This is a genomic window from Variovorax sp. 05N34 (assembly GCF_056397405.1).
In genome coordinates, this window is sequence record NZ_JBFTNI010000016.1 from 43,926 (window position 1) to 67,934 (window position 24,009).

Here is a 24,009-nt window from a genome sequence, read left to right on the forward strand (position 1 = left end):
CCGGGCCGCGGGCCCGCCCTTGTCATTTCACTGCGTCTTGCGGATCGGGATGTACATCTCGCCGCCCGCCGCCTTGAACTCGGCCGACTTGTCCGCCATGCCGTCCTCCATGGCCCGAACCTCGTCGACGCCCTTCTGCGCCGCGTACTCGCGCACTTCCTGAGTGATCTTCATGGAGCAGAACTTGGGGCCGCACATAGAGCAGAAGTGCGCGACCTTGCTGCTGTCCTTGGGCAGCGTCTCGTCATGGAATTCGCGCGCGGTGTCGGGGTCGAGGCCGAGGTTGAACTGGTCCTGCCAGCGGAATTCGAAGCGGGCCTTGGAAAGCGCATCGTCGCGCGCTCGCGCTCCAGGATGGCCCTTGGCCACGTCGGCCGCATGCGCAGCGATCTTGTAGGCGATGATTCCCTGCTTCACGTCGTCGCGATCGGGCAGGCCCAGGTGCTCCTTCGGCGTGACATAGCAAAGCATCGCGGTACCGGCCCAGCCGATCATGGCGGCGCCAATGGCGCTGGCGATGTGGTCGTAGCCCGGCGCGATGTCGATGGTCAGCGGGCCGAGCGTGTAGAACGGCGCCTCATGGCAGTGCTTGAGCTGCTCGTCCATGTTGGCCTGGATGAGATGCATCGGCACGTGGCCCGGGCCTTCGATCATGGTCTGCACGTCGTGCTTCCATGCAATCTGCGTGAGCTCGCCGAGCGTGCGCAGTTCGGCGAACTGGGCTTCGTCGTTCGCATCCGAAGCGCAGCCGGGACGCAGACCGTCTCCGAGCGAGAAGCTCACGTCGTAGGCCTTCATGATGTCGCAGATGTCTTCGAAGTGCGTGTAGAGAAAGCTTTCCTTGTGATGCGAGATGCACCACTTGGCCATGATCGACCCGCCGCGCGAAACGATGCCGGTGCGCCGGTCCGCCGTGAGATGAATGAAGGGCAGGCGCAGCCCGGCGTGAATGGTGAAGTAGTCGACGCCCTGCTCGGCCTGCTCGATCAGCGTGTCGCGGTAGATCTCCCAGGTCAGGTCTTCGGCCACGCCGCCGACCTTTTCGAGCGCCTGGTAGATGGGCACCGTGCCGATCGGTACCGGGCTGTTGCGCACGATCCAGTCGCGCGTGGTGTGGATGTTGCGGCCGGTGGAAAGGTCCATCACGTTGTCCGCGCCCCAGCGGATCGCCCACACGAGCTTCTCGACCTCTTCTTCGATGCTGCTCGTCACGGCCGAATTGCCGATGTTGGCGTTGATCTTGACCTTGAAGTTGCGGCCGATGGCCATGGGCTCGACTTCGGGGTGGTTGATGTTGGCCGGGATGATGGCGCGGCCCCTTGCGACTTCGTCGCGCACGAACTCCGGCGTGATGATCTTCGGGATGCTCGCGCCCATGGGGTTGCCGGCCAGGCGCTTTTCTCGCGCGGCGTCGGCCAGGTATTCGGCCATCCACTCGCGGCGGCCGTTCTCGCGAAGGGCGACGTATTCCATCTCCGGCGTGACGATGCCGCGGCGTGCGTAGTGCATCTGCGTGACGTTGCCGCCGGCTTTGGCGCGCCGTGGCGTGCGCTGCAGCGCAGCGGCGGCGGCACGCAGGTCGGCGATGCGCTGGGAGTCGCGGTCGACGTTGGTGGCGCCATCGTCGAGCGCAAGGTGCAGGCGGCCTTCGTAGCTTTCGGTGTCGCCGCGTTCGGCGATCCATGCGCCGCGCACGCCCGGAAGGCCGCGCCGCACGTCGATGTCGGCCGCCGGATCGGTGTAGGGGCCGGAGGTGTCGTAGAGCGATACGCGCTCGCCGTTGGTGAGCAGGACTTCGCGCACAGGCACGCGCAAATCGGCTCTGCTGCCCGATATGGCGCTCTTGCTCGAAGCGGGAAAGGGCTCGCGCGTCAGCGTGAGGAGGGAGGCGAACTTGTCGACGGCATTCATGCGGGGCACTCCTGGTTGTGGGACAACGGGTGCTCCGCGATCGCTCCGGACGGCATCGGTCACAGGGGACGGACGGGATGCCGGGGAGTCGCAGCTCTTCTTACGCTGGTATGAACCAGATCAAGTTCGCGGGTTCGGCCGCTTGGCCATCTCAGCACACATCTGCGTGCACCCCGGAGCGGGACCGATTCTAGGCCCGTCCCGCGAAAGGGATCAAGCGGGATTGGCCGCGACGATGGACGAATCGACGGCAGGCGATGTCTCGCCGGACTGCGCCACCCAGGCGTCGAGACCGCCTGCGAGGACGCGCACGCGGGTCACTCCGGCATTGCGAAGTACCCGCGCCGCCGCAATGGCGGAGCCGTCATCGGGGCAATCGCAGAAGACGACGAGTTCGCGGCCGTCCGAGAAGGCTTCGAGACGCTTGGGCAGCTGCTTGAGCGCAATGCCGAGGGCGCCCGGGATCGCACGACCGTCGAGCGCCCGCGCTTCGTCCGAGCGCACGTCGATCAGCGTCAGCCCGGCGCCGGCCGCCATCGCGGCGCGCAGGGCAGCGGCTTCGATGCGCTCGATGTCGAGAGATCGAAGAGCCATGCGGCGTTGCCGATAGCGCCAGAGCACGAATGCACCAAGCAGCACGAGGCAGATCACCGTCGCGACCATCCCGATGCTGGAGAGCACCGAAAGGACATCCGTGATGGCGGCATGGAACACGCGTCCGATCAGGAGGAAGCCCAGCGTCCAGATCAACGCGGCCACCGTTTCATAGGATAGAAACCGAGATTCGACATTCCGAGCGCGCCTGCCATGGGCGGCGCAACCACCGACACCCCCGGCACGAACTTGGCGGCAATCAGCGACAAGCCGCCCCAGCGCCCGAGGATGGATTCGCTGTGCTTGACGCAGGAATCGGGCGACAGCGAAATGCGGCAGAGCAGCCGCATGACCCGGTACCCCCAGCGGCGTCCGGCGATGAACCAGACGCCGTCGCCGAGGATGTTGCCGAGCACGGCGGCCAGCGTCACCGCGAGGAAAGAGACCTGTCCGCCAAAAGTCAGTCCGCCGGCAACGATCAGGAAAGGCACCGCCGGCACCGGCGCGCCCAGCCGCGTCGCCAGGGTGGCGACGAACACCACGGCGGGGCCTTGGCTGGCGAGGAGCGAGACGAATTCGTTCATGTCGGCGATATGTGCGATATGGGGGCGGTTTCGATGGTTTCGAGGCCGCTATTGCGCAGGTTTCGCCGCGCCGGACGCGGGTGCGGAAGCAGTGGCACCGCGCAGATCGATGTCCGAGAAATACGAGATCCCCCGAGACTTGGTGTTGTCCGCGTCCGCCTGGATCGCCACGCCCACCACATCGGGCAGCGTATCGCCAGCCTCGGCGCCGAAGGCTCGCTTGTAGTCGGCCACCAGGTTCCGGCGCTCGCTGAGCCAGCCGCCGGCCTTGTCGGTCGCGCCCGATTCGATGACGTCCATGCGGATGCGCTTGGTGAAGGCATTGTCGAACTCGCTGCCCTTGCTTTCCTTGACGTCCCAGACGTAGCAGAGGGTTTCGGTGGGTACCGTTTCGCCGGTCGAGCCTTTTGCCAAGGCGAGCTTGGTTCGCTCACCCACGGACAGCCGGTCTGACGGGAAGTCGAAGAACACGCAGACCTTGGCCGCGCCATCGTCGCCGCCCTTGGTGCGCAGATCGGCGCCTTCCACGAATTCCTCGACCTTCCAGCGCCAGGCCAGCGTGGCCTGGTCGTTGAGCTGAACGCGCGTGGCATGAACCAGATTGCCGTAGGACTTGTCGGCGTCGACCTTGAGCACCTTCTGGCCGTCGAGTTGGGTGATCTCGAACTTGGTCGGCGCCTTGTTCGGCAAGGTCGTGAAGCGCCATGGTGCGGGCGCTTGCGGGCCTGGCGCAGTCGAGAACGCCGTCAACACGCCCTCTGCGCGGGCCGCCGGGACCGCTATGCAGGCGATCGCGGCCACAACAGGGAATGCCGTCGCGGACAGCGAAGGCCGCCGGTGTCCAAACTGGAATCTTTTGTTGTCCATGGCTGGCCCCTGTGGCTGGTGGTTGAGGGTGGAGTGTGATCCAGGCGCGCCACAAGATAAATACCCCTTTTGGGAACTGCTCTGTCTCCCGCCTGCACACAATCGCGCCGTGCGCCGCGGCACGGCCGTCCTGTCAGTGCAGATCGCCGTCCACGTAGTACCACCGGTGCAGCGGCCCGCTCTCCTCGCGGACGAAGCGGCTGCGCTCGTGCAGGCGAGATGCGACGCCGGCACTGCTGCGCTGTCGGGCGACGAATTCGACTTCTGCATGGTCCGCGTCGAGGACCGAACGCGAGCGCACGTCGAGCCCGAGCCATTTCACGCCGGGCTCGAAGCCGATCGTCGCCGGCCGCGTCGAGGGGTGCCAGGTCGCAAGCAGATAGTCCGCCCGCTCGCGCACGAAAGCCGTGTAGCGCGAGCGCATGAGCGATTCGGCATCCGGAGCTGGCGTGTTGTCGAAATCGTCGACATAGCGCCCGCAACACTGCGCGTAGGCGAGCGGGAGTTCCCGCCGGTCGCGGCGCCCGCAGGGACAGGGAATACGGGCAGGATCGGGAGCAGGCATGGGGTATTGGCGAGGGGTTCAGCGCGTATTGTGCAGACCCTCGCGTAAACCCTTAGGCCAGGGCGCGCTGAATCAGCAGCTTCTGGATGTCCGAAGTGCCTTCGTAGATCTGGCAGACGCGCACGTCGCGATAGATGCGCTCCAGCGGAAAGTCATTGACGTAGCCATAGCCGCCGAGCGTCTGGATCGCTGCGCTGCAAACGCGCTCGGCCATCTCGCTCGCAAAGAGCTTGGCCATCGCCGCTTCCTTGAGGCACGGGCGGCCTGCGTCTCGCAGGCTGGCGGCATGCCAGATCAACTGGCGCGCCGCTTCGATCTGTGTGGCGCAATCGGCCAGCCTGAAGCCCACCGCCTGCTGGTCGAAGATGGCGCCGCCGAAAGCCTGGCGCTCCTTCGCGTAAGCCACGGCGACATCGAATGCGCTGCGCGCCATGCCGACGCTCTGGGCGGCAATGCCGATGCGCCCGCCTTCGAGCGCACCGAGCGCGATCTTGTAGCCCTCGCCTTCCTGGCCGATGAGGTTCTCGAAAGGAATGCGGCAACTGTCGAAATTGATCTGCGCGGTGTCGCTCGAATGCTGGCCGAGCTTGTCTTCGAGGCGTGCAACGTTGTAGCCCGGCGCATCGGTCGGCACGATGAAAGCGCTCATCCCGCGCTTTCCGGCGCCCTTGTCGGTGACCGCAATGACGATGGCGACCTGGCCGTTCTTGCCGCTGGTGATGAACTGCTTCACGCCATCGATCACCCAGCCTTCGGCGTCCTTGCGCGCCGTGGTGCGCAAGGACGATGCATCGCTGCCGGCTTGCGGCTCGGTGAGGCAGAAGGCGCCGAGCATCTGTCCCTGTGCGAGCGGCTGCAGCCACTTCTTCTTTTGCTGCGCATTGCCGTAGCGCATGAGGATGGCGTTGACCGGGCAGTTGGTCACGCTGATGGCGGTGCTGGTGCCGCCGTCGCCGGCAGCAATTTCTTCGAGCACCAGCGCGAGCGTCAGGTAGTCGAGCCCGGCGCCGCCGTCTTCTTCAGGCACGCAGATGCCATAGGCCCCGAGTGCCGCCAGGCCTGTGTGCGCCGCTTTCGGAAAGCTGTGCTCGCGGTCCCAGCGCGGCGCGTTGGGCCAGAGCTCGGCTTGCGCGAACTCGCGAACGGCGTCGCGGATCGCTTCCTGGTCGGCGTTGAGCAGCATGGCGGGTTCCTTGCTTTCTTGTCGTGCTTGGAGGTTGTCTACTTGGCCTGCCCGAGATCCATGATCAGCTTGCTGGCCATGTACAGGCGACGCGGAATGGCGCTGGTGTCCACGTACTCGGCCTTGTCGCTGTGATAGCCGAAGCCGGGCAGGCCCAGGCTTTCGATCACCGGCTTGCCCGACAGCGCGGCGTAGGCGGCGTCGGTGCCGCCGCCGGTGCGCTCGACGATGGTGAGTTCGCCGCCGGCTTCCTTGTAGTAGCCGATGGCCTTGTCGACCAGCTTGCGGCCGCCCTCACCTGCATTGAAGGCCGGCCGACCGCGCGTGATCAGCACTTTGACGTCGGCATCGGGCAGCTTCTTCTGCTGGGCTTTCTCTTCGAGCGTCTTCATGGCGGCGTCGAAGTCTTCGTTCTTCGCGTAGCGAACGTCGGCATTGAGCGTAGCGCTCGCGGGGATGATGTTGGACACCGCGCCGGCCTTGGCGATGGTCCAGTTGAAGCGCAAGCCTTTCGCCTTGTCGTCGATGCTCATCGTGCGCAGGACGAGATCGGACGCCTCGACGAGCGCGTTCACGCCGAGCTCGGGTGCGGCACCGGCGTGCGAGGCCTTGCCCGTGATGTTGACCTGCACATAGGCGATGCCGGAGGTGCCAAGCGAAAGGTCTTCCTTGCCGGCGCCCGTCGGCTCGAAGGACAGCACGTAGTCCGCCTTGGCCGCTTCTTCCTGAATCAGGTCGCGCGAGCCGAAGGAGCCCTTTTCCTCGTCCGTATTGAACAGCACCGTGATGCTGCCGAAGTCCTGGAAGCCGCGCGCCTTGAGCAGCTTGAGCGAATGCACGATGACCGCGTTGCCGCCCTTGTCGTCAGCGATGCCGGGGCCGTACGCCTTGTCGCCTTCGACCTTGAATGGCGCCTTTGCGAGGATGCCCTTCAGGTAGACCGTGTCCATGTGCGAGATCAGCAGCAGGTTCTTGCCGCCCTTGCCTTTGAGCTTGCCGACGATGTTGTCTCCGACGACGATGCCGGCCGACTTGCTGCGCGTGACGGTGAAACCCAGCGACTTCAGTTCGTCTTCCAGGTACTTGCCGGCCGATGCGAGCCCTTCGGCATCGCCCGTGCCCGTTTCGATGTTGACCAGGTTTTCGAGCGTCTTGATGACCGCTGGCTTTTCAGCGGTTGCAGCATCGAACAAGGCCTGGTCGCGCGTCTGGCTCCAGACGGCGGGGGCGATGAAAGCGGAAGCGAGCAGCGCGGCAACTGCGCTGCGGTGGAAGGCCGGATGCATGTGAACAGAGTCTCCAAAGGGGAAAAAACGGGGCTTCATTCTAGGCAGCCCCTTTGTGCGGATGAGAGCGAACTCAGAGCGGATCAGAGCAGTTCGATCGCCACCGCCGTGCCTTCGCCACCGCCGATGCACAGCGTCGCAACGCCGCGCTTCTTGCCGCGCTGCTGCAGCGCATGGATCAGCGTGACCATGATGCGCGCACCGCTTGCACCGATCGGATGGCCCAGGGCGCAAGCGCCGCCGTGCACGTTGACGATGTCGTGCGACACCGAGAGCTCGTGCATCAGCGCCATCGGCACCACCGCGAATGCTTCGTTCACTTCCCACAGGTCGACGTCCTTGACTGTCCATCCAGTCTTCTTGAAGAGCTTGGCGACGGCACCGACCGGTGCGGTGGAGAACCACTCCGGCTGCTGGGCGTGCGTGGCGTGCGCGACGAGCCGGGCGATGGGCTTTGCACCGTACTTCTTCGCGGTGCTCTCGGTCATCATCACGAGCGCAGCGGCGCCGTCGTTGATGGACGAGCTCGATGCCGCCGTGATGGTGCCGCCATCCTTCTTGAAAGCCGGCTTGAGCGTCGCGATCTTGTCGAGCTTGACCTTGCCGGGTCCTTCGTCGATGTCGATGACCGTTTCGCCCCCGCGGCCCTTGACGGTCACGGCGGCGATTTCAGCCTTGAATGCACCCGACGTGGTCGCTGCCTTGGCACGCTCTACGCTCGCGATGGCAAAGGCGTCCTGCTGCTCGCGCGTGAACTTGTACTTGGCCGCGCAATCCTCGCCGAAGGTGCCCATCGAACGGCCCGGCTGGTAGGCGTCCTCGAGGCCGTCGAGCATCATGTGGTCGAAGATGCGGTCGTGGCCCATGCGGTAGCCGCCGCGGCCCTTGAGCATGAGATAGGGCGCGTTGGTCATGCTTTCCATGCCACCGGCCACCATCACGTCATGCGTGCCTGCGAGCAGCATGTCGTGCGCGAGCATCGCCGCCTTCATGGCCGAGCCGCACATCTTGCTGAGCGTCACCGCGCCCGCGCTATCGGGCAGGCCGCCCTTGTAGGCCGCCTGGCGCGCCGGCGCCTGGCCCTGCCCCGCCATGAGGCAGTTGCCGAACAGCACCTCGCCGACGCTGTCGGCCGTGATACCCGCACGCTCCACGGCGGCCTTGATGGCAACGCCGCCGAGGTCATGCGCTGCAAGAGAAGAGAAGTCGCCCTGGAAGCCGCCCATGGGGGTGCGGGCTGCGCCGACGATCACGATCGATTCGCTCATGAAAATGCTCCTTCAGTGGTCTTGGAAAGTGGTCAGGGAAAGTGGTCAGAAATAAGGGTTGTGGCTGTCGTGACGAAAGCGCTGCGCCTCGTCATACGGAAAAACGTCCAGCATGTGGCCGGCCTGGATGCGCTGCTTGTGGCTCTGCCAGAAAGCCGCGTCGAGGAGATTGGCGTGATGCGCCATGAAGGCTTCGCGCACAGCCGGATTGCCAAGCAGGAAGGGGCCGAATGTCTCCGGGAAAACATCCTTTGGGCCGACGGCATACCAGACCTCGCCGCTCATCTCTTCCTCTTCGTTGCGAGGCGCCGGTACCTTGCGGAAATTGCAGTCGGTGAGGTATTCGATCTCGTCGTAGTCATAGAACACGACCTTTCCGCCGCGCGTGACGCCGAAGTTCTTGAACAGCATGTCGCCCGGAAAGATGTTGGCGGCCACCATGTCCTTGATCGCATTGCCGTATTCGATGACCGCATGCTCGAGCTGCTTGCCTGCGCGCTTGGCATGGTCGGGATGATCGAGCTGGTCGAACGCCTCCTGCAGGTAGATGTTGAGCGGAATCATGCGGCGCTCGATGTAGACATGCTTGAGCACGATCTCCATCTCCCCATTCCCGTCGCGGTCGCCGATCTCGAGCTGGCTGGGCGCGAAGTTCCTGATCTCCTCGATGAGTTCGGGCTCGAAGCGGTCCATCGGAAAACCCACGTCGCTGTACTCCAGCGTGTCGGCCATGCGTCCGACGCGGTCGTGTTGCTTCACCAGCATGTACTTGCTCTTGATCTGCTCGCGCGTGGTGTCCTTCTGCGGTGGAAAGAAGTCCTTGATCAACTTGAACACGTATGGAAAGGACGGCAGGTCGAACACCAGCATCACCATGCCCTTGATGCCCGGCGCGATGCGGAACTTGTCGGTCGAATAGTTCAGGTGGGAGAGAAAGTCGCGATAGAAAAGCGTCTTGCCCTGCTTGGCGAGCCCCAGTGCGTTGTAGATTTCCGCGCGCGGTTTCCTGGGCATGAGCGATCGCAAAAACTGCACGTAGGCCGACGGTACTTCCATGTCGACCATGAAATACGCACGCGCAAAGCTGAAGAGCATCTGCAAGTCTTCTTCGCCGAAGAGCACTGCATCGACATAGAACTTGCCCTTGCCGTCATGCAGGATGGGCAACGAAAAAGGCAGCTCCGTGAAGCCGTTGATGATCTTGCCGACCACATACGCGCCCTTGTTCCGATAGAAGAGACCCGACAGCACCTGCACCTGGAAATTGGCGCGCAGCTTGATCTGGTGAAAGCGCCCGAGGATTGCGGCCGCCACGCGCTCCGCATCGCGGCGCATGTTGGCGTAGCCGCTGCCTTGCAGCGCATAGTCGTCCAGGATGCACTCAATGGTGTCGGCGAGCGTTTCCTGTGCCGGGTAGTAGGCGCGATAGGTCGGCGCACCGCGCGGCTCGATGTACTCCGTGCTGATGGCGGGGCGCACGAAGATGAAGTCGTTCTGAAAATACGCCCGGTGCAATATCTTGGTCGTCACCGAGTTGAAGAAGGTCTCCGCCAACTCGGGCTGGTGATGATCGACCAGCAGCCCGATGAAGTGCAGCTTGATCTGGTGCCAGACGTCCATCGGCTGCTCGCCGGCCTTGAATTCCTTTTCGAGCCGCGCAACGGCTTCGTTCACACGCAGGTCGTAGAACTCGATGCGCTCCCGCTGCGCTCGCTGCTGTCCGTGCCAGTCCGCCGTCTCGAAGCGATGCTTGGCACGCGACGACTCGGCACGAAACAGCCTGTAGTGCCGATCGAAGCCGTCCCGCATCGCCTTGGCGACGTCGTAGGCAAGCGGCGAATCGAGGCGCTGCGGAAACATGGCTTCGGCCGATAGCCTGGCGAACTACTTGGCGGACTCGGACATGGTCAGTTCGCCGGGCTTGCTCCACTTGTAGCGAATGCGCTGCACCGCGGCGCGATACTGGTTCTCGATCGGCTTGTTGCCGTCGACGGTGATGCCGAGGTCCTGGATGAGCCCGTCGTGCACGCCGAAGGCCCAGCCATGAATCGTGACGGCCTGCCCGCGGCTCCATGCGTCGACCATCACCGTGCTGACGGACACATTCACCACCTGCTCGGCGACGTTCAGCTCGCACAGCGCGTCGGCGCGTGCTGCTTCGGGCAACGTGTCGAGCATCACGCGATGCCGGTCGCGCACGTCCTGGATGTGGCGGATCCAGTTGTCCGCGATGCCGATGCGCGCGCCTTCGAGGGCGGCCTGCACGCCCGAACAACCATAGTGGCCCACCACCATGATGTGCTGCACCTTCAGCCGCTCGACGGCGAACTGGATCGCCGACAGCGCGTTCAGGTCGGAATGCACCACGATGTTTGCCACGTTGCGGTGCACGAACACCTCGCCCGGCTCCAGCCCGGTGATCTGGTTGGCCGGCACACGGCTGTCGGAGCAGCCGATCCACATGTAGCGCGGGGTCTGCTGCTTCACCAGGCTGGTGAAGAAGCCAGGACGGTCGCGCTCCATGCGTGCGGACCACGCCCGGTTGTGGGCGAACAGATCGTCGAGGGTTTCGGGTGCGTTTTCCATGGTCGTTCTTGGATGAGTTGAAGGTGAGATTGGCGCTCAGCGCGTCTTCTGTCTTGCGGCGCGCGCGAGCGCGGCGCGTGCCTGTTCTTCCTGCTGGCGGACCTCGGCGAGGTTGGCTTGCAGCTCCGACAGTTGGGATTCGAGCTGTTCGCGATGACTGCCCAGCACGCCCAGGAAGCGCTGCAACTGCAAGGCCGTGTCGCGCGGACTGTCGTACATGTCGAGGATTTCCTTGACCTCGGTCAACTTCAGACCGAGTCGCTTGGCGCGCAGGGTGAGCGTCAGGCGGGTCCGGTCGCGCGCCGTATAGATCCGCTGCATACCAGCTCGCCGCGGCGCGAGCAGGCCCATGTCCTCATAGAAGCGGATGGCCCGTGTGGTGAGATCGAACTCCTTGGCGAGTTCGCTGATGGTGAAGGTCTGCGACGGCATGAGAATGGCTCAAAAGCAATGAGTAAGCGCGCCGGAGCGGCACTGCCTACAATGGTGGCTCCTTGCCATGACGTTTACGTTAACGTCAATCGTACATGAACCTCCTCGAACGCGAACTCCATTACCCCCACGGCGACACATTGCCGGCCCCCGGGGAGGCGCTTGAAGTCGCTCCCGGCGTGCGCTGGATCCGAATGGCGCTCCCCTTCGCGCTCGATCACATCAACCTCTGGCTGCTGCGCGACAAGATCGACGGCGTCGAAGGCTGGACGGTGGTCGACTGCTGCATCTCCCACGAAGCCTCGCGCAAGCAGTGGGAACAGATCTTCGAAACACAGTTGCAGGGTCTGCCGATCCTGCGCGTGATCGTGACCCACATGCACCCGGACCACATCGGCCTGGCTGACTGGCTGTGCAAGCGCTGGAACGCGCCGCTGTGGATCAGTTCGACCGACTATCACGTCGCACGGGTGCTGACCTCCACGGGCGACACGCTGGCCGGCGGCGATGCCGCCGCGGATTTCTTTGCGACCCACGGCCTCACCGACCCGGAAGCAATCGCCAAGATCCGCGCCCGCAGCAACTACTACTCGAACATGGTGCCGTCAGTGCCGGACAGCTTCGTGCGCATGCTGGACGGCGACGTCGTCCAGATCGGCGGCCGGGGCTGGCGCTGCATCAGCGGCTATGGCCATGCGCCCGAGCACATTGCCCTGTATTGCGAGGAACTCAATGCGCTCATTGGCGGCGACATGATGCTGCCGCGCATCTCGACGAACGTGAGCGTGCATGCCGGCGAGCCGGAAGCCAATTCGCTCCGGCTCTTCCTGGACAGCATCGAGCGCTTCAAGTCCTTGCCTGAGAACACGTTGGGTCTGCCTTCGCACGGGAAGCCTTTCACCGGCATTCATCGCCGCGTCGAGCAGCTCAAGGAACACCACCGCGACCGCCTGGCCGAACTGCTCGAAGCCTGCATCGCCAAGCCGCACAGCGGAGCCGAAGGCTTGCCGATTCTCTTCAAGCGCGCGCTCGACCTGCACCAGATGACCTTCGCGTTGGGCGAGACCATCGCGCACCTTCATCTGCTGTGGTTCTCGGGACAGTTGCAGCGTCGGCGCGGCGAGGACGGGGTCTACCGGTTCGGCACCTTCGCATGAACACGTTGAGCCAACTGCGCGCGGGCGAGTTGGCCGGATCGCAGCGGCTGAATCTGGGCGGCGGCCTCTCGGAGTTCCCGCGCGAGATCTTCGACCTTGCCGACACGCTGGAGGTTCTGGACCTCTCCGGCAACGCATTGAGCGCGTTGCCGGACGATCTTCATCGGCTGCACCGGCTGCGCGTTCTGTTCTGCTCCAGCAATCGGTTCACCACGCTGCCAGAGGCCATCGGACGTTGCCCGCGACTCAGCATGGTCGCGTTTCGGGCCAACGATATCGGCGAGGTGCCGGCGGCCGCACTGCCGCCCGAGTTACGATGGCTGATCCTGACGGGCAACCGGATCGAAGCACTGCCCGCCGAAATCGGCCGCTGTACGAAGCTGCAGAAGCTGTTGCTGGCCGGGAACCGCTTGCGCGCCCTTCCGCCCGAGATGGCGGCCTGTCGCGCACTGGAGCTGGTGCGCATTTCCGCCAATGAGCTCGACGCACTTCCTGCCTGGCTGCTCTCGCTGCCAAGGCTGTCGTGGCTGGCATTCGCGGGCAATCCGTTCGACGAAGCACCTGAAGCGACGGCGCTCGACTCCCAGCCGACTGCAGCGATCGATTGGCGGCAGCTCTCGCTTCAGCAGAAGCTGGGCGAAGGCGCTTCCGGCGTGATTCATCAGGCCGAATGGCGCCAGCCGGATGGCGGCACGCGGCCGGTCGCGGTCAAGCTCTTCAAGGGCGCGGTGACCAGCGATGGATGGCCGCACAGCGAGATGGCAGCATGCATCGCGGCCGGCACGCATTCCAACCTCATCAGTGTGCTGGGGCGCATCCAGGATCACCCCGAGGCCACGCCGGGACTCGTGCTGGAACTGGTGCATGCAGGCTTCGGGAACCTGGCAGGGCCGCCGAGCTTTGACTCGTGCACCCGCGATGTCTACGCGGAGGGCGCAGCCTGGTCTGTCCCCATCGCACTGCGCATGGCCAGCGGCATCGCTTCGGTCACCGCCCAACTGCATGCGCGCGGCATCCTGCACGGCGACCTGTACGCCCACAACATCCTGTCGAATGTCGAGGGCGATGCTTTGCTCGGCGACTTCGGTGCCGCATCGTTCCTTCCCGCTGACGACAACGCGCGAGCCCACGCGTTGCAGCGCATCGAGGCGCGCGCCTTCGGTTGCCTGCTCGAAGAGCTGCTGGCGCACTGCGCGCCAAGGACACGAGACGAGCATGCGACTTTTGCGCTTCTCTCCGACCTTCGAGCGCGCTGCATGGATGCCGAGGTCATGGCGCGCCCAGCCTTCGGCGAAATGGCTGCCGCACTGGCCGCGGCTGGCCTCTGACGAACGAGTCTCGCGACTTATGCGCGCCTTGCCGTTGCCCATGCGAGATGGCGTCGGTGCAAGCTGCGTCTCTCTGCCGGACGGCGACTGGCCGACCATCGCGGCCTTCCTCGTGCAGCGCTTCGCGGCGATCCCGCGATCGACCTGGGACGCGCGCATGCGGGCCGGTGACGTGGTCGACGAGCACGGCGTGCCGGTCACTGAGGCGCGACCCTATGAGCCGCGGCTGCGCGTCTACTACTACCGCAGCCTCGAAGCCGAGCCCCGTGTTCCGTTCGAAGAGCGCATCCTTTTTCAGGATGAGCACCTGTTGGCGGTCGACAAGCCCCATTTCCTGCCCGTCACGCCCGTCGGCAAGTACGTGCAGGAAAGCCTCCTGGTGCGGCTGAAGCGCAAGCTGGGCATCGAAGATCTGGCACCCGTTCACCGCATCGATCGCGAGACAGCCGGGATCGTGCTGTTTTCGGTGCAACGCGCGACACGTGGCGCCTACAGCGCATTGTTCGCCGACCGGGCGATCACCAAGCAATACGAAGCCGTCGTGCATCGCGCCGACGGCTTCGCGCCGCCGGCCTTGCATCGGAGCCGGCTCGAGCCGGACGATCATTTCATGCGCATGAGAGAGGGCTCGGGGGAGGCCAATGCCGAGACCCGCATCGAGGTGCTGGCGACTGGTGAAGGGTGGGCGCATCTCGGCCTCTCGCCGGTGACGGGCCGCAGGCACCAATTGCGCGTGCATTGCGCGGCGCTCGGAATGCCGATCCTGAACGACGCCATCTATCCCCTGCTGCTGCCCGAAGGCAGTGACGACTTCGACCGACCGTTGCAGCTGCTGGCCAAGGAGGTTCGCTTCCGCGACCCGGTGAGCGGTATCGAGCGGCGCTTCACCAGTACGCGGTCGCTCGCACTGCCGGTGGCGCCAATGTGACGCCACTCGGCCGCGTGTCGCACTAAGCTGCTCACGAAACTCAGGAGACACGCACCATGGACACGACCCAACTTTTCTCGCTCGAGGGCCGCACCGCCCTCATCACCGGCGGCTCGCGCGGCATCGGCCGAATGATCGCCGAAGGCTTTCTGGCGCAAGGCGCGCGCGTCTACATCTCGGCCCGCAAGGCTGACGCCTGCGACCAGACCGCAAAGGAGCTCTCCGCTTTCGGCCATTGCGTTTCGCTACCGGCCGATGTGTCCACCATCGAAGGCGCGCAAGCCTTGGTGGACGCCTACGCCAAGCACGAAGGCTCGCTCGACATTCTGGTCAACAACGCCGGCGCCGCATGGGGCGCGCCTTACGAAGAATTCCCCGAAAGCGGTTGGGACAAGGTGGTCGACCTCAACCTGAAAGCGCCGTTCTTCCTCACGCAGGCGCTCACGCCGATGCTCAAGAAGGCTGCGACAGACCATCTCGCGAAGGTGATCAACATTGCATCCATCGACGGCATTTCGGTCAATCCGCAAGAGACCTATTCGTATGCCGCGAGCAAGGCGGGGCTGATCCAGCTCACTCGTCGGATGGCGCTGCGGTTGGCGCAGGACCGCATTGCAGTGAGCGCGATCGCGCCGGGCGCGTTCGCGTCCAACATGAACAAGGATGCGCGCGACCACGGCGATGAAGTCAAGGCGCGGATTCCGGCAGGTCGGATCGGCGAACCGGAAGACATGGCGGGCGCGGCGATCTACCTGGCTTCGCGGGCTGGCGACTATGTGGTCGGTTCGACGCTGATCGTGGACGGTGGGGTGACGCACGCGCGTTGAGAGGGCATTGGCGCGGGCGCCTGCGAATCGTTAGGGGGCAGCACGAATAGGCGGCACGCCTGAATGCTTCATAGCGGCTCAATGGCTTAGCAGCTTCTGGCTAGCAAGCAGGTAGCGCGGAGCTGAATTTAGGAGGCATGCCCTGCACGTCCTTGCGCCGACGGCTGCTGTCTTGGGCGTACCTCTTGATAGCAACTCAACAATAGCCCCGCCGCTTCAAATCGCGTCACCGATCCTCGACCAGCGTCGGGGCCTCCAATCTGGATCCGGCTCGTCAAGGACCAGAGTTTCTTGACGACACTCGGGCCGGCTGCGCGGGCCGGCACCGATGTATGCAGCTATGCCCGAGCCGATTCGGTGTAACCGGGACGTGCTCTCGTGAAGCCGTACGGTGCCCCGAGCTCGTCACAAAGTTCTGTCGAGCTCACTCAACCACTTAAGACGGGCGCTCACGGCGGTCCAGATGGCTCTTTCGGCCTCGTTGAGTCCTGCTGCGCCGTCTCGTGCTTATGGTCCATCACGAGGTACTTGCCAAGGATGACAAGAGCCGCACCAATGAAAAACAACCACAGGCGAATCTTGGCGAAAATTGCCTGCTGTCCTTCGGTGACACGCTTTCGCTGACGCTGGTATTCGTCAATAGTGTTCGTCCCGTGGCTCGTGCTGCGCTCGACACTTTCTACGCCGTACCGCCGTAGATCTTCGGTGGGCGAGGCGATCAGGTGGGCGAGCTGTTGAATGGAGGCGAGCACATCAAGATTGACGCTCTCTTGGGATACAGCGATTGAGTCACGTTGGTAGCCGGTGAACCAATCCACGATCGCTGCTTGAAACATCGCCGTGCCGAGGGCCAGGATGAGGCCAAGCAACTCAATCCTCAAACCCCAAACTTCTTGTGATGTGCGTTTCATGACGTACTCTGGGCGGTGGCAAGGGTTCGCAGATATACACCGAAAAGGCAAGCTAATGAACCTCGGTGATGGACTACTGGGCAATGTCCGAAGTTGTCCCGCGTGCTGCACCGGAAGATCACGGCTTATTCACAGCCTTGTCCACGTGACGCCGAATGTTGCATCCCGGACAATTACAGGCATGAAACACACGCCCGACGAAGAGCTTGCGGTCTTGATCACTGCGTACCGTGAGGCTGTGCTTGCAATGGAGCTACAGGACTCTGTCGTCCGTCTGCTATCCGGCACGAATACCGTTCGGCTGCGAACAGCGGAACGCGAGCTCACCACATATCGTGACGGGGTGTTCTCGCTGCGCATGCGGCTATGGGACCTCGCGGGCAAGAAGCCGCCGAGGACATCGGCGGAGCTGAACCGACCGCCATGGGGTGACGAACCCACCCGATGCAATGATGATGAATCTCTTTCTTAGCTTTTGAGCGGTCCTCACCATCGGAGCAGCAAAATACATGAACAAGCCCTGGGAACAGCAGCTAGCGAAGCAGGCAGAACTTACCGCGATATACACCGCGTTGATTGATCTGCAGCTTTATGCATCACACGTCATCGAAGTTGATTCTCCAAGCTCGCAGGCCAAGGACCTTCGGCTACTCCAGCTCAGGCATGACATGTATTGCCCTGAGTGCAAGAAAAGCTCGACGTTCAGCTCTTCGCCGCTGCCTGATGACCTAGCTCACGCGGATGCGGAAAGCGAAAGCCCAAAGAGCGTCTTCAAGTCCTATGAAGCGAAATTGACGCCCTTCAATTGGAGCAGTCGATTCACCCTTCGCATGGTGTGCGCCCGTGCCAATCACTCGGTGGACATGTACTTTGCGAGCGGCATGCGACCGCTCACAGTTCATCTGGATCGCCCGGGCGAGCTAAAGTTCAGGTGGACGATCACCAAGGTCGGGCAGACGCCTTCGCTGCGAGACTTCCAGCTCGGTGAATTGAAGGAGATTGAGGACGCCATGACCATGTCGCAGCGGCGCGAATTCGTGCAAGCCATCAGTACGGGAGCGCATGGCTTCTCGGTTGCAGCCTGCGTGTACTACCGGCGTGTGTTTGAGCAACTTCTGAACGAGGCCCGCGACGAGTACGGACTTGCGAACAACATCACTGACCTCAACGAATTCGACAACAGGTACACCGACGAGAAGATCAGAATCCTTGCTGACCACCTGCCGCCGTTCTTGGTGGAGCACCCTCAGCTCTATGGCATTCTGAGTAAAGGTGTTCACCAGCTCACTGAGGAAGAGTGCGCTTCCGAGCTACCAACTCTACGTCTTGCCATTGAGGTAATCCTAAAAGAGAAGGCTGCGGCCACGAAGGCCAAAAAGCTGCGTGCCGAGGCATCGAAGCTGTTGGCTCAAGTAGGGGATCGCTTGAAATGACCGAATGGATCAAAGCCATCGACCCACAGGTGCTCGACTTTTGGAAGGCTGCCGGAACTGTGCTCGTCGCAATGGTTGCAGCCGCAATCGCCGGCATGATCCAGTACCGGCAGTGGCGAACAGCTCAGGACATGCGCAACATTGCCCATGACAAACTTCGCCTGGATCTGTTTGAGAGGCGGATGGAGTTTTACTCTGCGGTCTATGAGATTGCCCATGCCGTGTACGAGGGCGGCGAAAAGACGGTCACCATCGACTTGAACAAGATGCTTGAGCACAGAAAGCTCGCCGACTGGCTGTTCGGCAAAGATATCGAGGGCTACTTGGAAGGCATGACCAAGGCCATCTCCAACCTCGTGCGACTCACCGAGACTCGACATGTCAACATGGCAATGAATCCAATACTTCGACGAGAAATTGAGGAAAAGCACACTCGCTTTGAAGTTTTGCACAGGGAGTTCAAGGTCAGCGATCCCGAAAAGCGGCGGGCGGCTTTTGCCCCCTACCTTGGATTTGACTCGGTGTTCAACAATGCGCGGTTTACAGCCGCGAAGAAGATCGCGTGATGAACCATTCAACTTGGCGAAAGCCAACCGATCATGCGCGCCTCAATGAGTTCGCCACTCGGTGCTTCCGCTGACCCCAATCCCTCGAATCCTGATTGCATGGTCGTGGTCCTGAGTACCTGCTCGGCCCCGCCAGTGCATTACCTCTCCTTGTCCTGGGCGCAACAACCTTTTAGGCGTGCTGCTTCCGTTGTGCCTCCCGCCGATGCTCCCGAAGGTGAGACGGCGCGAGGTTTGATTCACCCAATCTATCTCTCGAGTAACGGCCATGACGACAAGCATCCTGGACGGCCAATAGTCGGCCCGCCTTAACGTTGGCCTGCAGACTTGGCTGATCCGCCACCCGGATACGGTGCCGGCAACGGCAGGTCCTGAAGAGGCGCGGAGCGTCCGACAGCGCGACGACGCTGCGGCTGCCATGATCGCCAACTCCGCTGACGCGGTCGTTGGCGAGACGACTCCTGAACGACCACTAACGCTGCGCACACCTGCTATTGAATGGTCGGCGGATGCGGCAGCAAACCACCGAGCAGGTGGTTCTCTTGCGCCCCACCCCCTCGCTATACTCCGCCCATCACGTCAAAAAAAGGCGTGATCGGGTTTGACAGCCCGAAGCAATCTGAGAACGCAAGCCGCAGTCATCCCGTAAAGAGTCTGCGGCTTCGCCGTTGCGCCACCAGTTTTTGGCGGCTCGAGCGGGGAGCCGCGAGGCTCGCCGGTTTTCCTTGGATTGCCCGGTCTGTCAACCCGTTCGAGTCGCCGCCATCGTTTGACAGCGAGGGCGGCGGTTGTAGCAAACCGCAATCCTTGGAGGCCATTCATGGTCCACCCTACTTGCGCGCCCGCGCGCCACCCAAACGTTTCCCACGGCGGCGATAACCCGCTCACCAAGACCAGAGACAATCTTGCCGCGTTGTCCAAGCAGGCCACCACCGAGCTCGCCGCATTGAGGGAGGCCTACTGCGCCGCCACATGCGTCCACGACCTGTTGCTTCAGGCGCGAGGCTCACGCAGCGACGACGTTCGCCACCTCGACGTGAAAGCTCTTGTCGCTTTGGTGAACTCAGAGTTCCAGCGCCGAATGCAGACCGCCAAGGCGACCATGGCACTGCTCGCCACAGAACGCGTGCCGGCTCAATCCGTTTGAAGCGCTTTCACCAGCGCGGGACTGGCTCTTCCTTGAGCTGCCTGCGCAGCACCTCATAGTCGGGCACCACGGTTTCGACGGTTTCCCAGAAACGCGGGCTGTGGTCCATCACGCGCAGATGGCTCAGCTCGTGCGCGACCACATAGTCGATGACCGGCATCCTGAAGTGCACGAGCCGCCAGTGCAGCCGGATGGCGCCATCGGCACTCGCGCTGCCCCAACGGGTGGAGGCATTCGATAACGAGAGCTTGTTCCATCGCACACCCAGCTGAGGTGCGAAGTGGTCGAGCCGCTCGATGAAGATGCGCCGCGCCTGTCGCATCAGCCACGCTTGCGCGGCATCGCGGATTTGCGCGGGCGTCGCGTTGTTCGCGAGCGATACGCGCAGGGTGCGAGGCCCGTGGTCCGCCGATGCATCGAGCACCGCGCCAACGCCATCGAACGCATGATGCGGGTCGAGGCGCACCACGACCTGCTCGCCGAGAAAAGGAAAGGAAACGCCGTCCTTCCAATCGATGCGCGCTGCTTCAAGGCGCTCTTGCCGCTGCTGGGTCTCGGCCAGCTTGCGCAGGATCCAGTCTGACTTCTCGACGACCGCGGCGTCGACATCGCGCAAAGCCACCCAGCGCGGCGCGCGAACCGACAGGCCCTCGGCGCCCACCACGAACCCAATAGTGCGTCGCTTGCCGCGAGTGAACTCGAACGCCACGCGCGCATTGCCAAGAAGCAGTTCGCGCGAGGCGCGTGGATGGATAAAGCGCGCCGGGCTCAGCGCATCGTCCAGGGGAACAGCAGGCCGATGAGGGCCGGACACCGGCGCATCGCGCTTGGGTTCGGTCGCATGCGGCGCATCGACTGCGGGAACATCGAAAAGATCCAGCGTGAACTGCAAGAGAGCGCGCATGTCCGGTCGGCCAGGCTCAGACCGTGGTGGAGGTGGGTGCCACCACTGCTGCAACGGCATAGGCCTCCGGATCGAGCCGACGCATTTCGCCTTCGATCCACGCTTCGACCTCGCGCATCAGTTCTTCGGGTCGGCGCCCGACGCTCGATATGGCGGGGCCGATCGACACGTCGACCACGCCCGGCCGCTTGATGAAAGCCTTGCGCGGCCAGACCTTGGCCGAGGTCACCGCGACCGGGATCACCGGCACGCCGGTCTCGCAGGCCAGCCGCGTGCCGCCCGTCTTGTAGTTGCCCTTCTGGCCCCGCGGAATGCGCGTCCCTTCGGGGAACATGATGATCCAGATGCCTTGCTCGAGCAGCTTGCGGCCCTGCGCGACGACCTTGTTGAAGGCCTGCGTGCGTTGGCTTCGATCGATATGGATCATGTCCAGCCGCGCCATGGCCCAGCCGAAGAAGGGCACGTAGATCAACTCTTTCTTGAACACGAAGGCCAGCGGATGCGGCATCAGCGTGGGCATCAGGAAGGTCTCGTAGGTTGACTGGTGCTTGACCAGGAGCACGGCGCCGGCGAGCTGATCGGTCGGCAGGTTTTCCATGCCGGTCACGCGGGTGCGAATACCGAGCAACACGCGCGCGCCGCCGATGGCCCAACTGAGCCAGCGCACGGCCATCCAGTACAGCGGAATGCCGCGCTTCCAGAGCGAGCTGACGCACATGATGATTCCCCAGGGAACCACGGTGACGAGCATCCACAGGGCGTGGATCACGGATCGGATCAGATACATCAGATGGCCAGCTTCAAAGCGGCTTTTTCTTCGCGGTCCAGAAGGAAATCGACGAAGGCCGGGAGATCTTCGTGGACGCGGGTGTTGGATGGATATTCGGGCGGCAGCGGCACGCCGCGGCAGGCGGCGCCCATGCCGGTCAGCAGCAGGTGCGGTTCGCACCCTGCCGCCGCGCCGGCCTGCAGGTCGCGCAAGCTGTCGCCAGCGGTCGGGACCTGGCTCAAGTCGACGCCGTAGCGTTCGCCGATCTGCTGAAAGAGCCCGGGCTTGGGCTTGCGGCAACCGCAGTTTTCGTCAGGACTGTGCGGGCAATAGAACACCGCGTCCACGCGGCCTCCGACGGCGGCGAGCATCTTGTGCATCTTGGCGTGCATCGCGTTGAGCGACACGACGTCGAACAGCCCGCGCCCGAGACCTGATTGGTTCGACGCGATCACGACGTGCCAACCCGCGTGGTTGAGCCTCGCGACGGCTTCGAGCGCGCCGGGCAGCGGCGTCCACTCAAGATCGCTCTTCACGAAGTCCTCGCGATGGACGTTGAGGCTGCCGTTTCGATCGAGGATGACGAGTTTCATGATGTTCAGCCCTTCGGCCCTTCAGCCCTTAGGCCGCGAGCCTCTCGAGCTGCGCCACGCGGTTCATGGACCGGTGCAGCAGCATGAGGAGCCCGAGGCGGTTGAGCCGCAAGTCGGATTCTTCGGCATTCACCATCACGCCATCGAAGAAGGCGTCGACTGGATCGCGCAGCGCGGCCAGGGTCTGCAGCGAAGCGGTGTAGTCGCCATGATCGAACTGTGCGTTGGCGGTCGGCACCACGCGCTGCATCGCGGCGTGCAATGCCTTTTCGGCGGTCTCCTGCAGGAGCAGTTCGCTCACGTGGGCATCGGCCTCGGGTGACTTCTTGAGGATGTTGCCGATGCGCTTGTTGGCTGCGGCCAACGCAGGCGCTTCGGGCAACGCGGCGAAAGCGCGCACGGCAGCGAGCAGCTTGGGCACTTCCCCAAGGCGCTGCGGACGCGGTGCGAGCACGGCGTCGACTTCCTGCGCGCTGGCGCCCTGCTCGCGCAGGCTCCCGGCGAGGCGGTCGTAGATGAAGGCTTCGAGCGCGTCGGTCGGGTCGGCCAGCGCGACATCGCCTGCCTTCGGCGCGCCGAAAGCGGCGAAGGCTTCGCTCAAGACGGCGCGGAGTTCGAGCGGCAAGTTGCGTTCGATCAGCATCCGGATCACGCCCAGCGCATGACGGCGCAGCGCGAACGGATCGCGGTCGCCGGTCGGCAGGTTGCCGATGCCGAACATGCCGACCAGGGTTTCGAGCTTGTCGGCGAGCGCGACGACCACGCCGACCATGTTGCGCGGCAACTCGTCGCCTGCAAAGCGCGGCCTGTAGTGGTCTTCGATTGCATCGGCCACTGCGGCGTCAAGACCGTCGTGCAGCGCGTAGTAGCGGCCCATGATGCCTTGCAACTCGGGAAACTCTCCGACCATGTCGGTCACGAGATCGGCCTTGGCCAGTTGCGCGGCCTGCGTGGCTTGTCGCGCCAGCGTGGCGTCGCCGAGGCGCTCTGCCAGCGAGCGCGCAATGCGCATCACGCGTTCGACGCGCGCTCCCTGCGTGCCGAGCTTGTTGTGATAGACCACCTTGCCCAGCGACTCGACGCGTGAAGCCAGCGACTTCTTTCGATCCTGGTCATAGAAGAACTTGGCGTCGGCCAGCCGCGGTCGCACCACGCGCTCGTTGCCGCCGATGACCGCGCTCGGATCTTCGGGACGGATGTTGCTGACGACGAGGAACTTGTTCGTCAGGCGGCCGGAAGCATCGAGCAGCGGAAAGTACTTCTGGTTGGCCTTCATCGTGAGGATGAGGCACTCCTGCGGCACGTCGAGGAACTCGCGCTCGAACTCGCACACCAGCACATTCGGCCGCTCGACCAATGCCGTGACTTCATCGAGCAGCGCGTCGTCGTGAATCGGCTGTGTGCCGCCGCCGACCTTGACGGCGGCTTCGGCGAGTTGGCGCGCGATCTCGAAGCGGCGGGCCTCGAAGCCGGGGATGACCGCGCCGCCTTCCATCAACTCTTCGGCATAGCTGTTGGCGTCGCGCAGGGCGATCGGGTCGACGGACGCTTCGAAACGGTGGCCGTGCGTCTCGCGCCCGGCTTTCAGCCCCAGCGCCTCGACCGGCACCACCGCATCACCGTGCAATGCCACCAGACCGTGCGCCGGACGCACGAAGCTCACGCTGGTCCAGCCGGGGAGTTCGCAGCCGGTTTCAAGCTGATAGCTCATGACCTTGGGAATCGGCAGCTTGGCGATGGCTTCGGCGAGTGCCTTTTGCAGGCCTTCGGCGAGGGTCGCGCCCTTGGCAGTGCTTTCGAAGAAGAGCGCCTCGGCCTTGCCGTCCATCGCGCGCCGCAACTCGGGCACCGCACTCGCGTCGGCACCGAGGGCTGCAAGCCGCTTCAGCAGCGCGGGCGTCGGGTTGCCCGTGGCATCGAGACCGACTGCCACCGGCATGAGCTTCTGCGAGACCGCCTTGTCGGCAGCCTGCGAGAGCACGTTCGTCAGATGCGCGGCGAGCCGCCGCGGCGATGCGTAAGGCGTGAGCACCGAGCCGGCATCCGCCAGCCCCGCAGCGACGAGTTGATCGCGCAACACCGAGGCAAAGGCATCGCCCAGCTTCTTGAGCGCCTTGGGCGGGAGTTCCTCGACGAAGAGTTCGACGAGCAGGTTGTTCTTGATGGTCAT

General features: G+C 63.7%; 23 protein-coding genes and 1 riboswitch. Of the genes, 7 read left to right on the forward strand and 16 right to left on the reverse strand.

Annotation, left to right across the window (positions count from 1 at the left end; all coding sequences use genetic code 11):
• Positions 1–27: 27 nt before the first annotated feature.
• From thiC to AC1DMA_RS28745, 11 genes are all read right to left on the reverse strand, one after another.
• Entirely contained in the window at positions 28–1,911 is a 1,884-nt protein-coding gene (gene thiC / locus AC1DMA_RS28695; protein WP_478125880.1) for a phosphomethylpyrimidine synthase ThiC, read from the reverse strand.
• Between the two features lie 80 nt (positions 1,912–1,991).
• A riboswitch (TPP riboswitch) is annotated at positions 1,992–2,097 on the reverse strand.
• A gap of 27 nt (positions 2,098–2,124) precedes the next feature.
• Positions 2,125–2,670 carry a rhodanese-like domain-containing protein gene (locus AC1DMA_RS28700; protein WP_478146275.1) on the reverse strand — a complete coding sequence of 182 codons (546 nt, stop codon included), beginning with the start codon at positions 2,668–2,670 and terminating at the stop codon, positions 2,125–2,127.
• Positions 2,658–3,089 carry a DedA family protein gene (locus tag AC1DMA_RS28705; RefSeq protein WP_478146276.1) on the reverse strand — a complete coding sequence of 144 codons (432 nt, stop codon included), beginning with the start codon at positions 3,087–3,089 and terminating at the stop codon, positions 2,658–2,660. Before AC1DMA_RS28705 ends, AC1DMA_RS28700 begins: the two co-directional genes overlap by 13 nt.
• A gap of 48 nt (positions 3,090–3,137) precedes the next feature.
• On the reverse strand, positions 3,138–3,956 hold the full coding sequence (locus AC1DMA_RS28710; protein ID WP_478146277.1) for a DUF3047 domain-containing protein: 819 nt from the start codon (positions 3,954–3,956) through the stop codon (positions 3,138–3,140).
• A 133-nt stretch (positions 3,957–4,089) separates the two neighbouring features.
• A complete protein-coding gene (locus AC1DMA_RS28715) occupies positions 4,090–4,521 on the reverse strand; it encodes a YchJ family protein (RefSeq protein WP_478146278.1) in 432 nt (143 codons plus the stop codon).
• A gap of 52 nt (positions 4,522–4,573) precedes the next feature.
• Positions 4,574–5,704, reverse strand: a complete 1,131-nt coding sequence (locus tag AC1DMA_RS28720) for an acyl-CoA dehydrogenase family protein (protein ID WP_478146279.1) — start codon at positions 5,702–5,704, stop codon at positions 4,574–4,576.
• A 38-nt stretch (positions 5,705–5,742) separates the two neighbouring features.
• Positions 5,743–6,990 (reverse strand): glutamate carboxypeptidase, encoded by a 1,248-nt coding sequence (locus tag AC1DMA_RS28725; protein WP_478146280.1) that lies wholly within the window; start codon positions 6,988–6,990, stop codon positions 5,743–5,745.
• An 83-nt stretch (positions 6,991–7,073) separates the two neighbouring features.
• The gene (locus AC1DMA_RS28730; RefSeq protein WP_478146281.1) at positions 7,074–8,258 is read right to left on the reverse strand and encodes an acetyl-CoA C-acyltransferase; all 1,185 of its coding nucleotides are present in this window, start codon (positions 8,256–8,258) and stop codon (positions 7,074–7,076) included.
• A gap of 45 nt (positions 8,259–8,303) precedes the next feature.
• Positions 8,304–10,118 (reverse strand): bifunctional isocitrate dehydrogenase kinase/phosphatase, encoded by a 1,815-nt coding sequence (gene aceK, locus AC1DMA_RS28735; RefSeq protein ID WP_478146282.1) that lies wholly within the window; start codon positions 10,116–10,118, stop codon positions 8,304–8,306.
• 24 nt (positions 10,119–10,142) lie between these two features.
• The gene (gene can / locus AC1DMA_RS28740) at positions 10,143–10,844 is read right to left on the reverse strand and encodes a carbonate dehydratase (RefSeq protein ID WP_478146283.1); all 702 of its coding nucleotides are present in this window, start codon (positions 10,842–10,844) and stop codon (positions 10,143–10,145) included.
• 36 nt (positions 10,845–10,880) lie between these two features.
• Positions 10,881–11,276, reverse strand: a complete 396-nt coding sequence (locus AC1DMA_RS28745; protein WP_478125871.1) for a MerR family transcriptional regulator — start codon at positions 11,274–11,276, stop codon at positions 10,881–10,883.
• Positions 11,277–11,371: 95 nt separating this feature from the next.
• On the opposite strand from AC1DMA_RS28745, the gene AC1DMA_RS28750 reads away from it, so the two are divergent.
• From AC1DMA_RS28750 to AC1DMA_RS28765, 4 genes are read left to right on the forward strand one after another with little or no spacing between them, the layout of a single operon-like run.
• Positions 11,372–12,433, forward strand: coding sequence for an MBL fold metallo-hydrolase (locus tag AC1DMA_RS28750; protein ID WP_478146284.1), 1,062 nt, complete (start codon positions 11,372–11,374; stop codon positions 12,431–12,433).
• Positions 12,430–13,761 (forward strand): leucine-rich repeat-containing protein kinase family protein, encoded by a 1,332-nt coding sequence (locus AC1DMA_RS28755; protein ID WP_478146285.1) that lies wholly within the window; start codon positions 12,430–12,432, stop codon positions 13,759–13,761. The genes AC1DMA_RS28750 and AC1DMA_RS28755 overlap by 4 nt, the downstream gene beginning before the upstream one ends.
• A gap of 19 nt (positions 13,762–13,780) precedes the next feature.
• The gene (locus AC1DMA_RS28760) at positions 13,781–14,689 is read left to right on the forward strand and encodes a pseudouridine synthase (RefSeq protein WP_478146286.1); all 909 of its coding nucleotides are present in this window, start codon (positions 13,781–13,783) and stop codon (positions 14,687–14,689) included.
• 56 nt (positions 14,690–14,745) lie between these two features.
• Positions 14,746–15,516, forward strand: coding sequence for a glucose 1-dehydrogenase (locus AC1DMA_RS28765; RefSeq protein ID WP_478146287.1), 771 nt, complete (start codon positions 14,746–14,748; stop codon positions 15,514–15,516).
• Between the two features lie 449 nt (positions 15,517–15,965).
• Here the strand turns inward: AC1DMA_RS28765 and AC1DMA_RS28770 are convergent, their stop codons facing one another.
• Entirely contained in the window at positions 15,966–16,427 is a 462-nt protein-coding gene (locus tag AC1DMA_RS28770) for a hypothetical protein (RefSeq protein WP_478146288.1), read from the reverse strand.
• Between the two features lie 509 nt (positions 16,428–16,936).
• On the opposite strand from AC1DMA_RS28770, the gene AC1DMA_RS28775 reads away from it, so the two are divergent.
• The 3 genes from AC1DMA_RS28775 to AC1DMA_RS28785 all read left to right on the forward strand — a co-directional run bounded on the left by AC1DMA_RS28775 (position 16,937) and on the right by AC1DMA_RS28785 (position 19,573).
• Positions 16,937–17,860, forward strand: a complete 924-nt coding sequence (locus tag AC1DMA_RS28775) for a hypothetical protein (protein ID WP_478146289.1) — start codon at positions 16,937–16,939, stop codon at positions 17,858–17,860.
• Positions 17,857–18,426: a hypothetical protein gene (locus AC1DMA_RS28780; RefSeq protein WP_478146290.1), complete on the forward strand. Its 570-nt coding sequence runs from the start codon at positions 17,857–17,859 to the stop codon at positions 18,424–18,426. The genes AC1DMA_RS28775 and AC1DMA_RS28780 overlap by 4 nt, the downstream gene beginning before the upstream one ends.
• Before the next feature lie 820 nt (positions 18,427–19,246).
• Positions 19,247–19,573 (forward strand): hypothetical protein, encoded by a 327-nt coding sequence (locus AC1DMA_RS28785; RefSeq protein WP_478146291.1) that lies wholly within the window; start codon positions 19,247–19,249, stop codon positions 19,571–19,573.
• 7 nt (positions 19,574–19,580) lie between these two features.
• Here the strand turns inward: AC1DMA_RS28785 and AC1DMA_RS28790 are convergent, their stop codons facing one another.
• Genes AC1DMA_RS28790 through glyS form a run of 4 tightly spaced genes read right to left on the reverse strand, consistent with a single transcriptional unit; the run spans position 19,581 to position 24,009 of the window.
• A complete protein-coding gene (locus AC1DMA_RS28790; protein WP_478146292.1) occupies positions 19,581–20,477 on the reverse strand; it encodes a M48 family metallopeptidase in 897 nt (298 codons plus the stop codon).
• A 16-nt stretch (positions 20,478–20,493) separates the two neighbouring features.
• Complete coding sequence (locus AC1DMA_RS28795; RefSeq protein ID WP_478146293.1) at positions 20,494–21,264, reverse strand: lysophospholipid acyltransferase family protein; 771 nt, start codon at positions 21,262–21,264, stop codon at positions 20,494–20,496.
• Positions 21,264–21,839, reverse strand: a complete 576-nt coding sequence (gmhB, locus tag AC1DMA_RS28800) for a D-glycero-beta-D-manno-heptose 1,7-bisphosphate 7-phosphatase (RefSeq protein ID WP_478146294.1) — start codon at positions 21,837–21,839, stop codon at positions 21,264–21,266. Before gmhB ends, AC1DMA_RS28795 begins: the two co-directional genes overlap by 1 nt.
• Before the next feature lie 28 nt (positions 21,840–21,867).
• Positions 21,868–24,009 carry a glycine--tRNA ligase subunit beta gene (glyS, locus tag AC1DMA_RS28805; protein WP_478146295.1) on the reverse strand — a complete coding sequence of 714 codons (2,142 nt, stop codon included), beginning with the start codon at positions 24,007–24,009 and terminating at the stop codon, positions 21,868–21,870.

What these genes read in the sequence shown, in the direction of transcription:
- thiC (WP_478125880.1), bottom strand. Translation starts at nt 1,911, where the DNA reads ATGAATGCCGTCGACAAGTTCGCCTCCCTCCTCACGCTGACGCGCGAG.
- AC1DMA_RS28705 (WP_478146276.1), bottom strand. Translation starts at nt 3,089, where the DNA reads ATGAACGAATTCGTCTCGCTCCTCGCCAGCCAAGGCCCCGCCGTGGTG.
- AC1DMA_RS28710 (WP_478146277.1), bottom strand. Translation starts at nt 3,956, where the DNA reads ATGGACAACAAAAGATTCCAGTTTGGACACCGGCGGCCTTCGCTGTCC.
- AC1DMA_RS28715 (WP_478146278.1), bottom strand. Translation starts at nt 4,521, where the DNA reads ATGCCTGCTCCCGATCCTGCCCGTATTCCCTGTCCCTGCGGGCGCCGC.
- AC1DMA_RS28720 (WP_478146279.1), bottom strand. Translation starts at nt 5,704, where the DNA reads ATGCTGCTCAACGCCGACCAGGAAGCGATCCGCGACGCCGTTCGCGAG.
- AC1DMA_RS28725 (WP_478146280.1), bottom strand. Translation starts at nt 6,990, where the DNA reads ATGCATCCGGCCTTCCACCGCAGCGCAGTTGCCGCGCTGCTCGCTTCC.
- AC1DMA_RS28730 (WP_478146281.1), bottom strand. Translation starts at nt 8,258, where the DNA reads ATGAGCGAATCGATCGTGATCGTCGGCGCAGCCCGCACCCCCATGGGC.
- aceK (WP_478146282.1), bottom strand. Translation starts at nt 10,118, where the DNA reads ATGTTTCCGCAGCGCCTCGATTCGCCGCTTGCCTACGACGTCGCCAAG.
- can (WP_478146283.1), bottom strand. Translation starts at nt 10,844, where the DNA reads ATGGAAAACGCACCCGAAACCCTCGACGATCTGTTCGCCCACAACCGG.
- AC1DMA_RS28745 (WP_478125871.1), bottom strand. Translation starts at nt 11,276, where the DNA reads ATGCCGTCGCAGACCTTCACCATCAGCGAACTCGCCAAGGAGTTCGAT.
- AC1DMA_RS28750 (WP_478146284.1), top strand. Translation starts at nt 11,372, where the DNA reads ATGAACCTCCTCGAACGCGAACTCCATTACCCCCACGGCGACACATTG.
- AC1DMA_RS28755 (WP_478146285.1), top strand. Translation starts at nt 12,430, where the DNA reads ATGAACACGTTGAGCCAACTGCGCGCGGGCGAGTTGGCCGGATCGCAG.
- AC1DMA_RS28760 (WP_478146286.1), top strand. Translation starts at nt 13,781, where the DNA reads ATGCGCGCCTTGCCGTTGCCCATGCGAGATGGCGTCGGTGCAAGCTGC.
- AC1DMA_RS28765 (WP_478146287.1), top strand. Translation starts at nt 14,746, where the DNA reads ATGGACACGACCCAACTTTTCTCGCTCGAGGGCCGCACCGCCCTCATC.
- AC1DMA_RS28770 (WP_478146288.1), bottom strand. Translation starts at nt 16,427, where the DNA reads ATGAAACGCACATCACAAGAAGTTTGGGGTTTGAGGATTGAGTTGCTT.
- AC1DMA_RS28775 (WP_478146289.1), top strand. Translation starts at nt 16,937, where the DNA reads ATGAACAAGCCCTGGGAACAGCAGCTAGCGAAGCAGGCAGAACTTACC.
- AC1DMA_RS28780 (WP_478146290.1), top strand. Translation starts at nt 17,857, where the DNA reads ATGACCGAATGGATCAAAGCCATCGACCCACAGGTGCTCGACTTTTGG.
- AC1DMA_RS28785 (WP_478146291.1), top strand. Translation starts at nt 19,247, where the DNA reads ATGGTCCACCCTACTTGCGCGCCCGCGCGCCACCCAAACGTTTCCCAC.
- AC1DMA_RS28790 (WP_478146292.1), bottom strand. Translation starts at nt 20,477, where the DNA reads ATGCGCGCTCTCTTGCAGTTCACGCTGGATCTTTTCGATGTTCCCGCA.
- AC1DMA_RS28795 (WP_478146293.1), bottom strand. Translation starts at nt 21,264, where the DNA reads ATGTATCTGATCCGATCCGTGATCCACGCCCTGTGGATGCTCGTCACC.
- gmhB (WP_478146294.1), bottom strand. Translation starts at nt 21,839, where the DNA reads ATGAAACTCGTCATCCTCGATCGAAACGGCAGCCTCAACGTCCATCGC.
- glyS (WP_478146295.1), bottom strand. Translation starts at nt 24,009, where the DNA reads ATGACCATCAAGAACAACCTGCTCGTCGAACTCTTCGTCGAGGAACTC.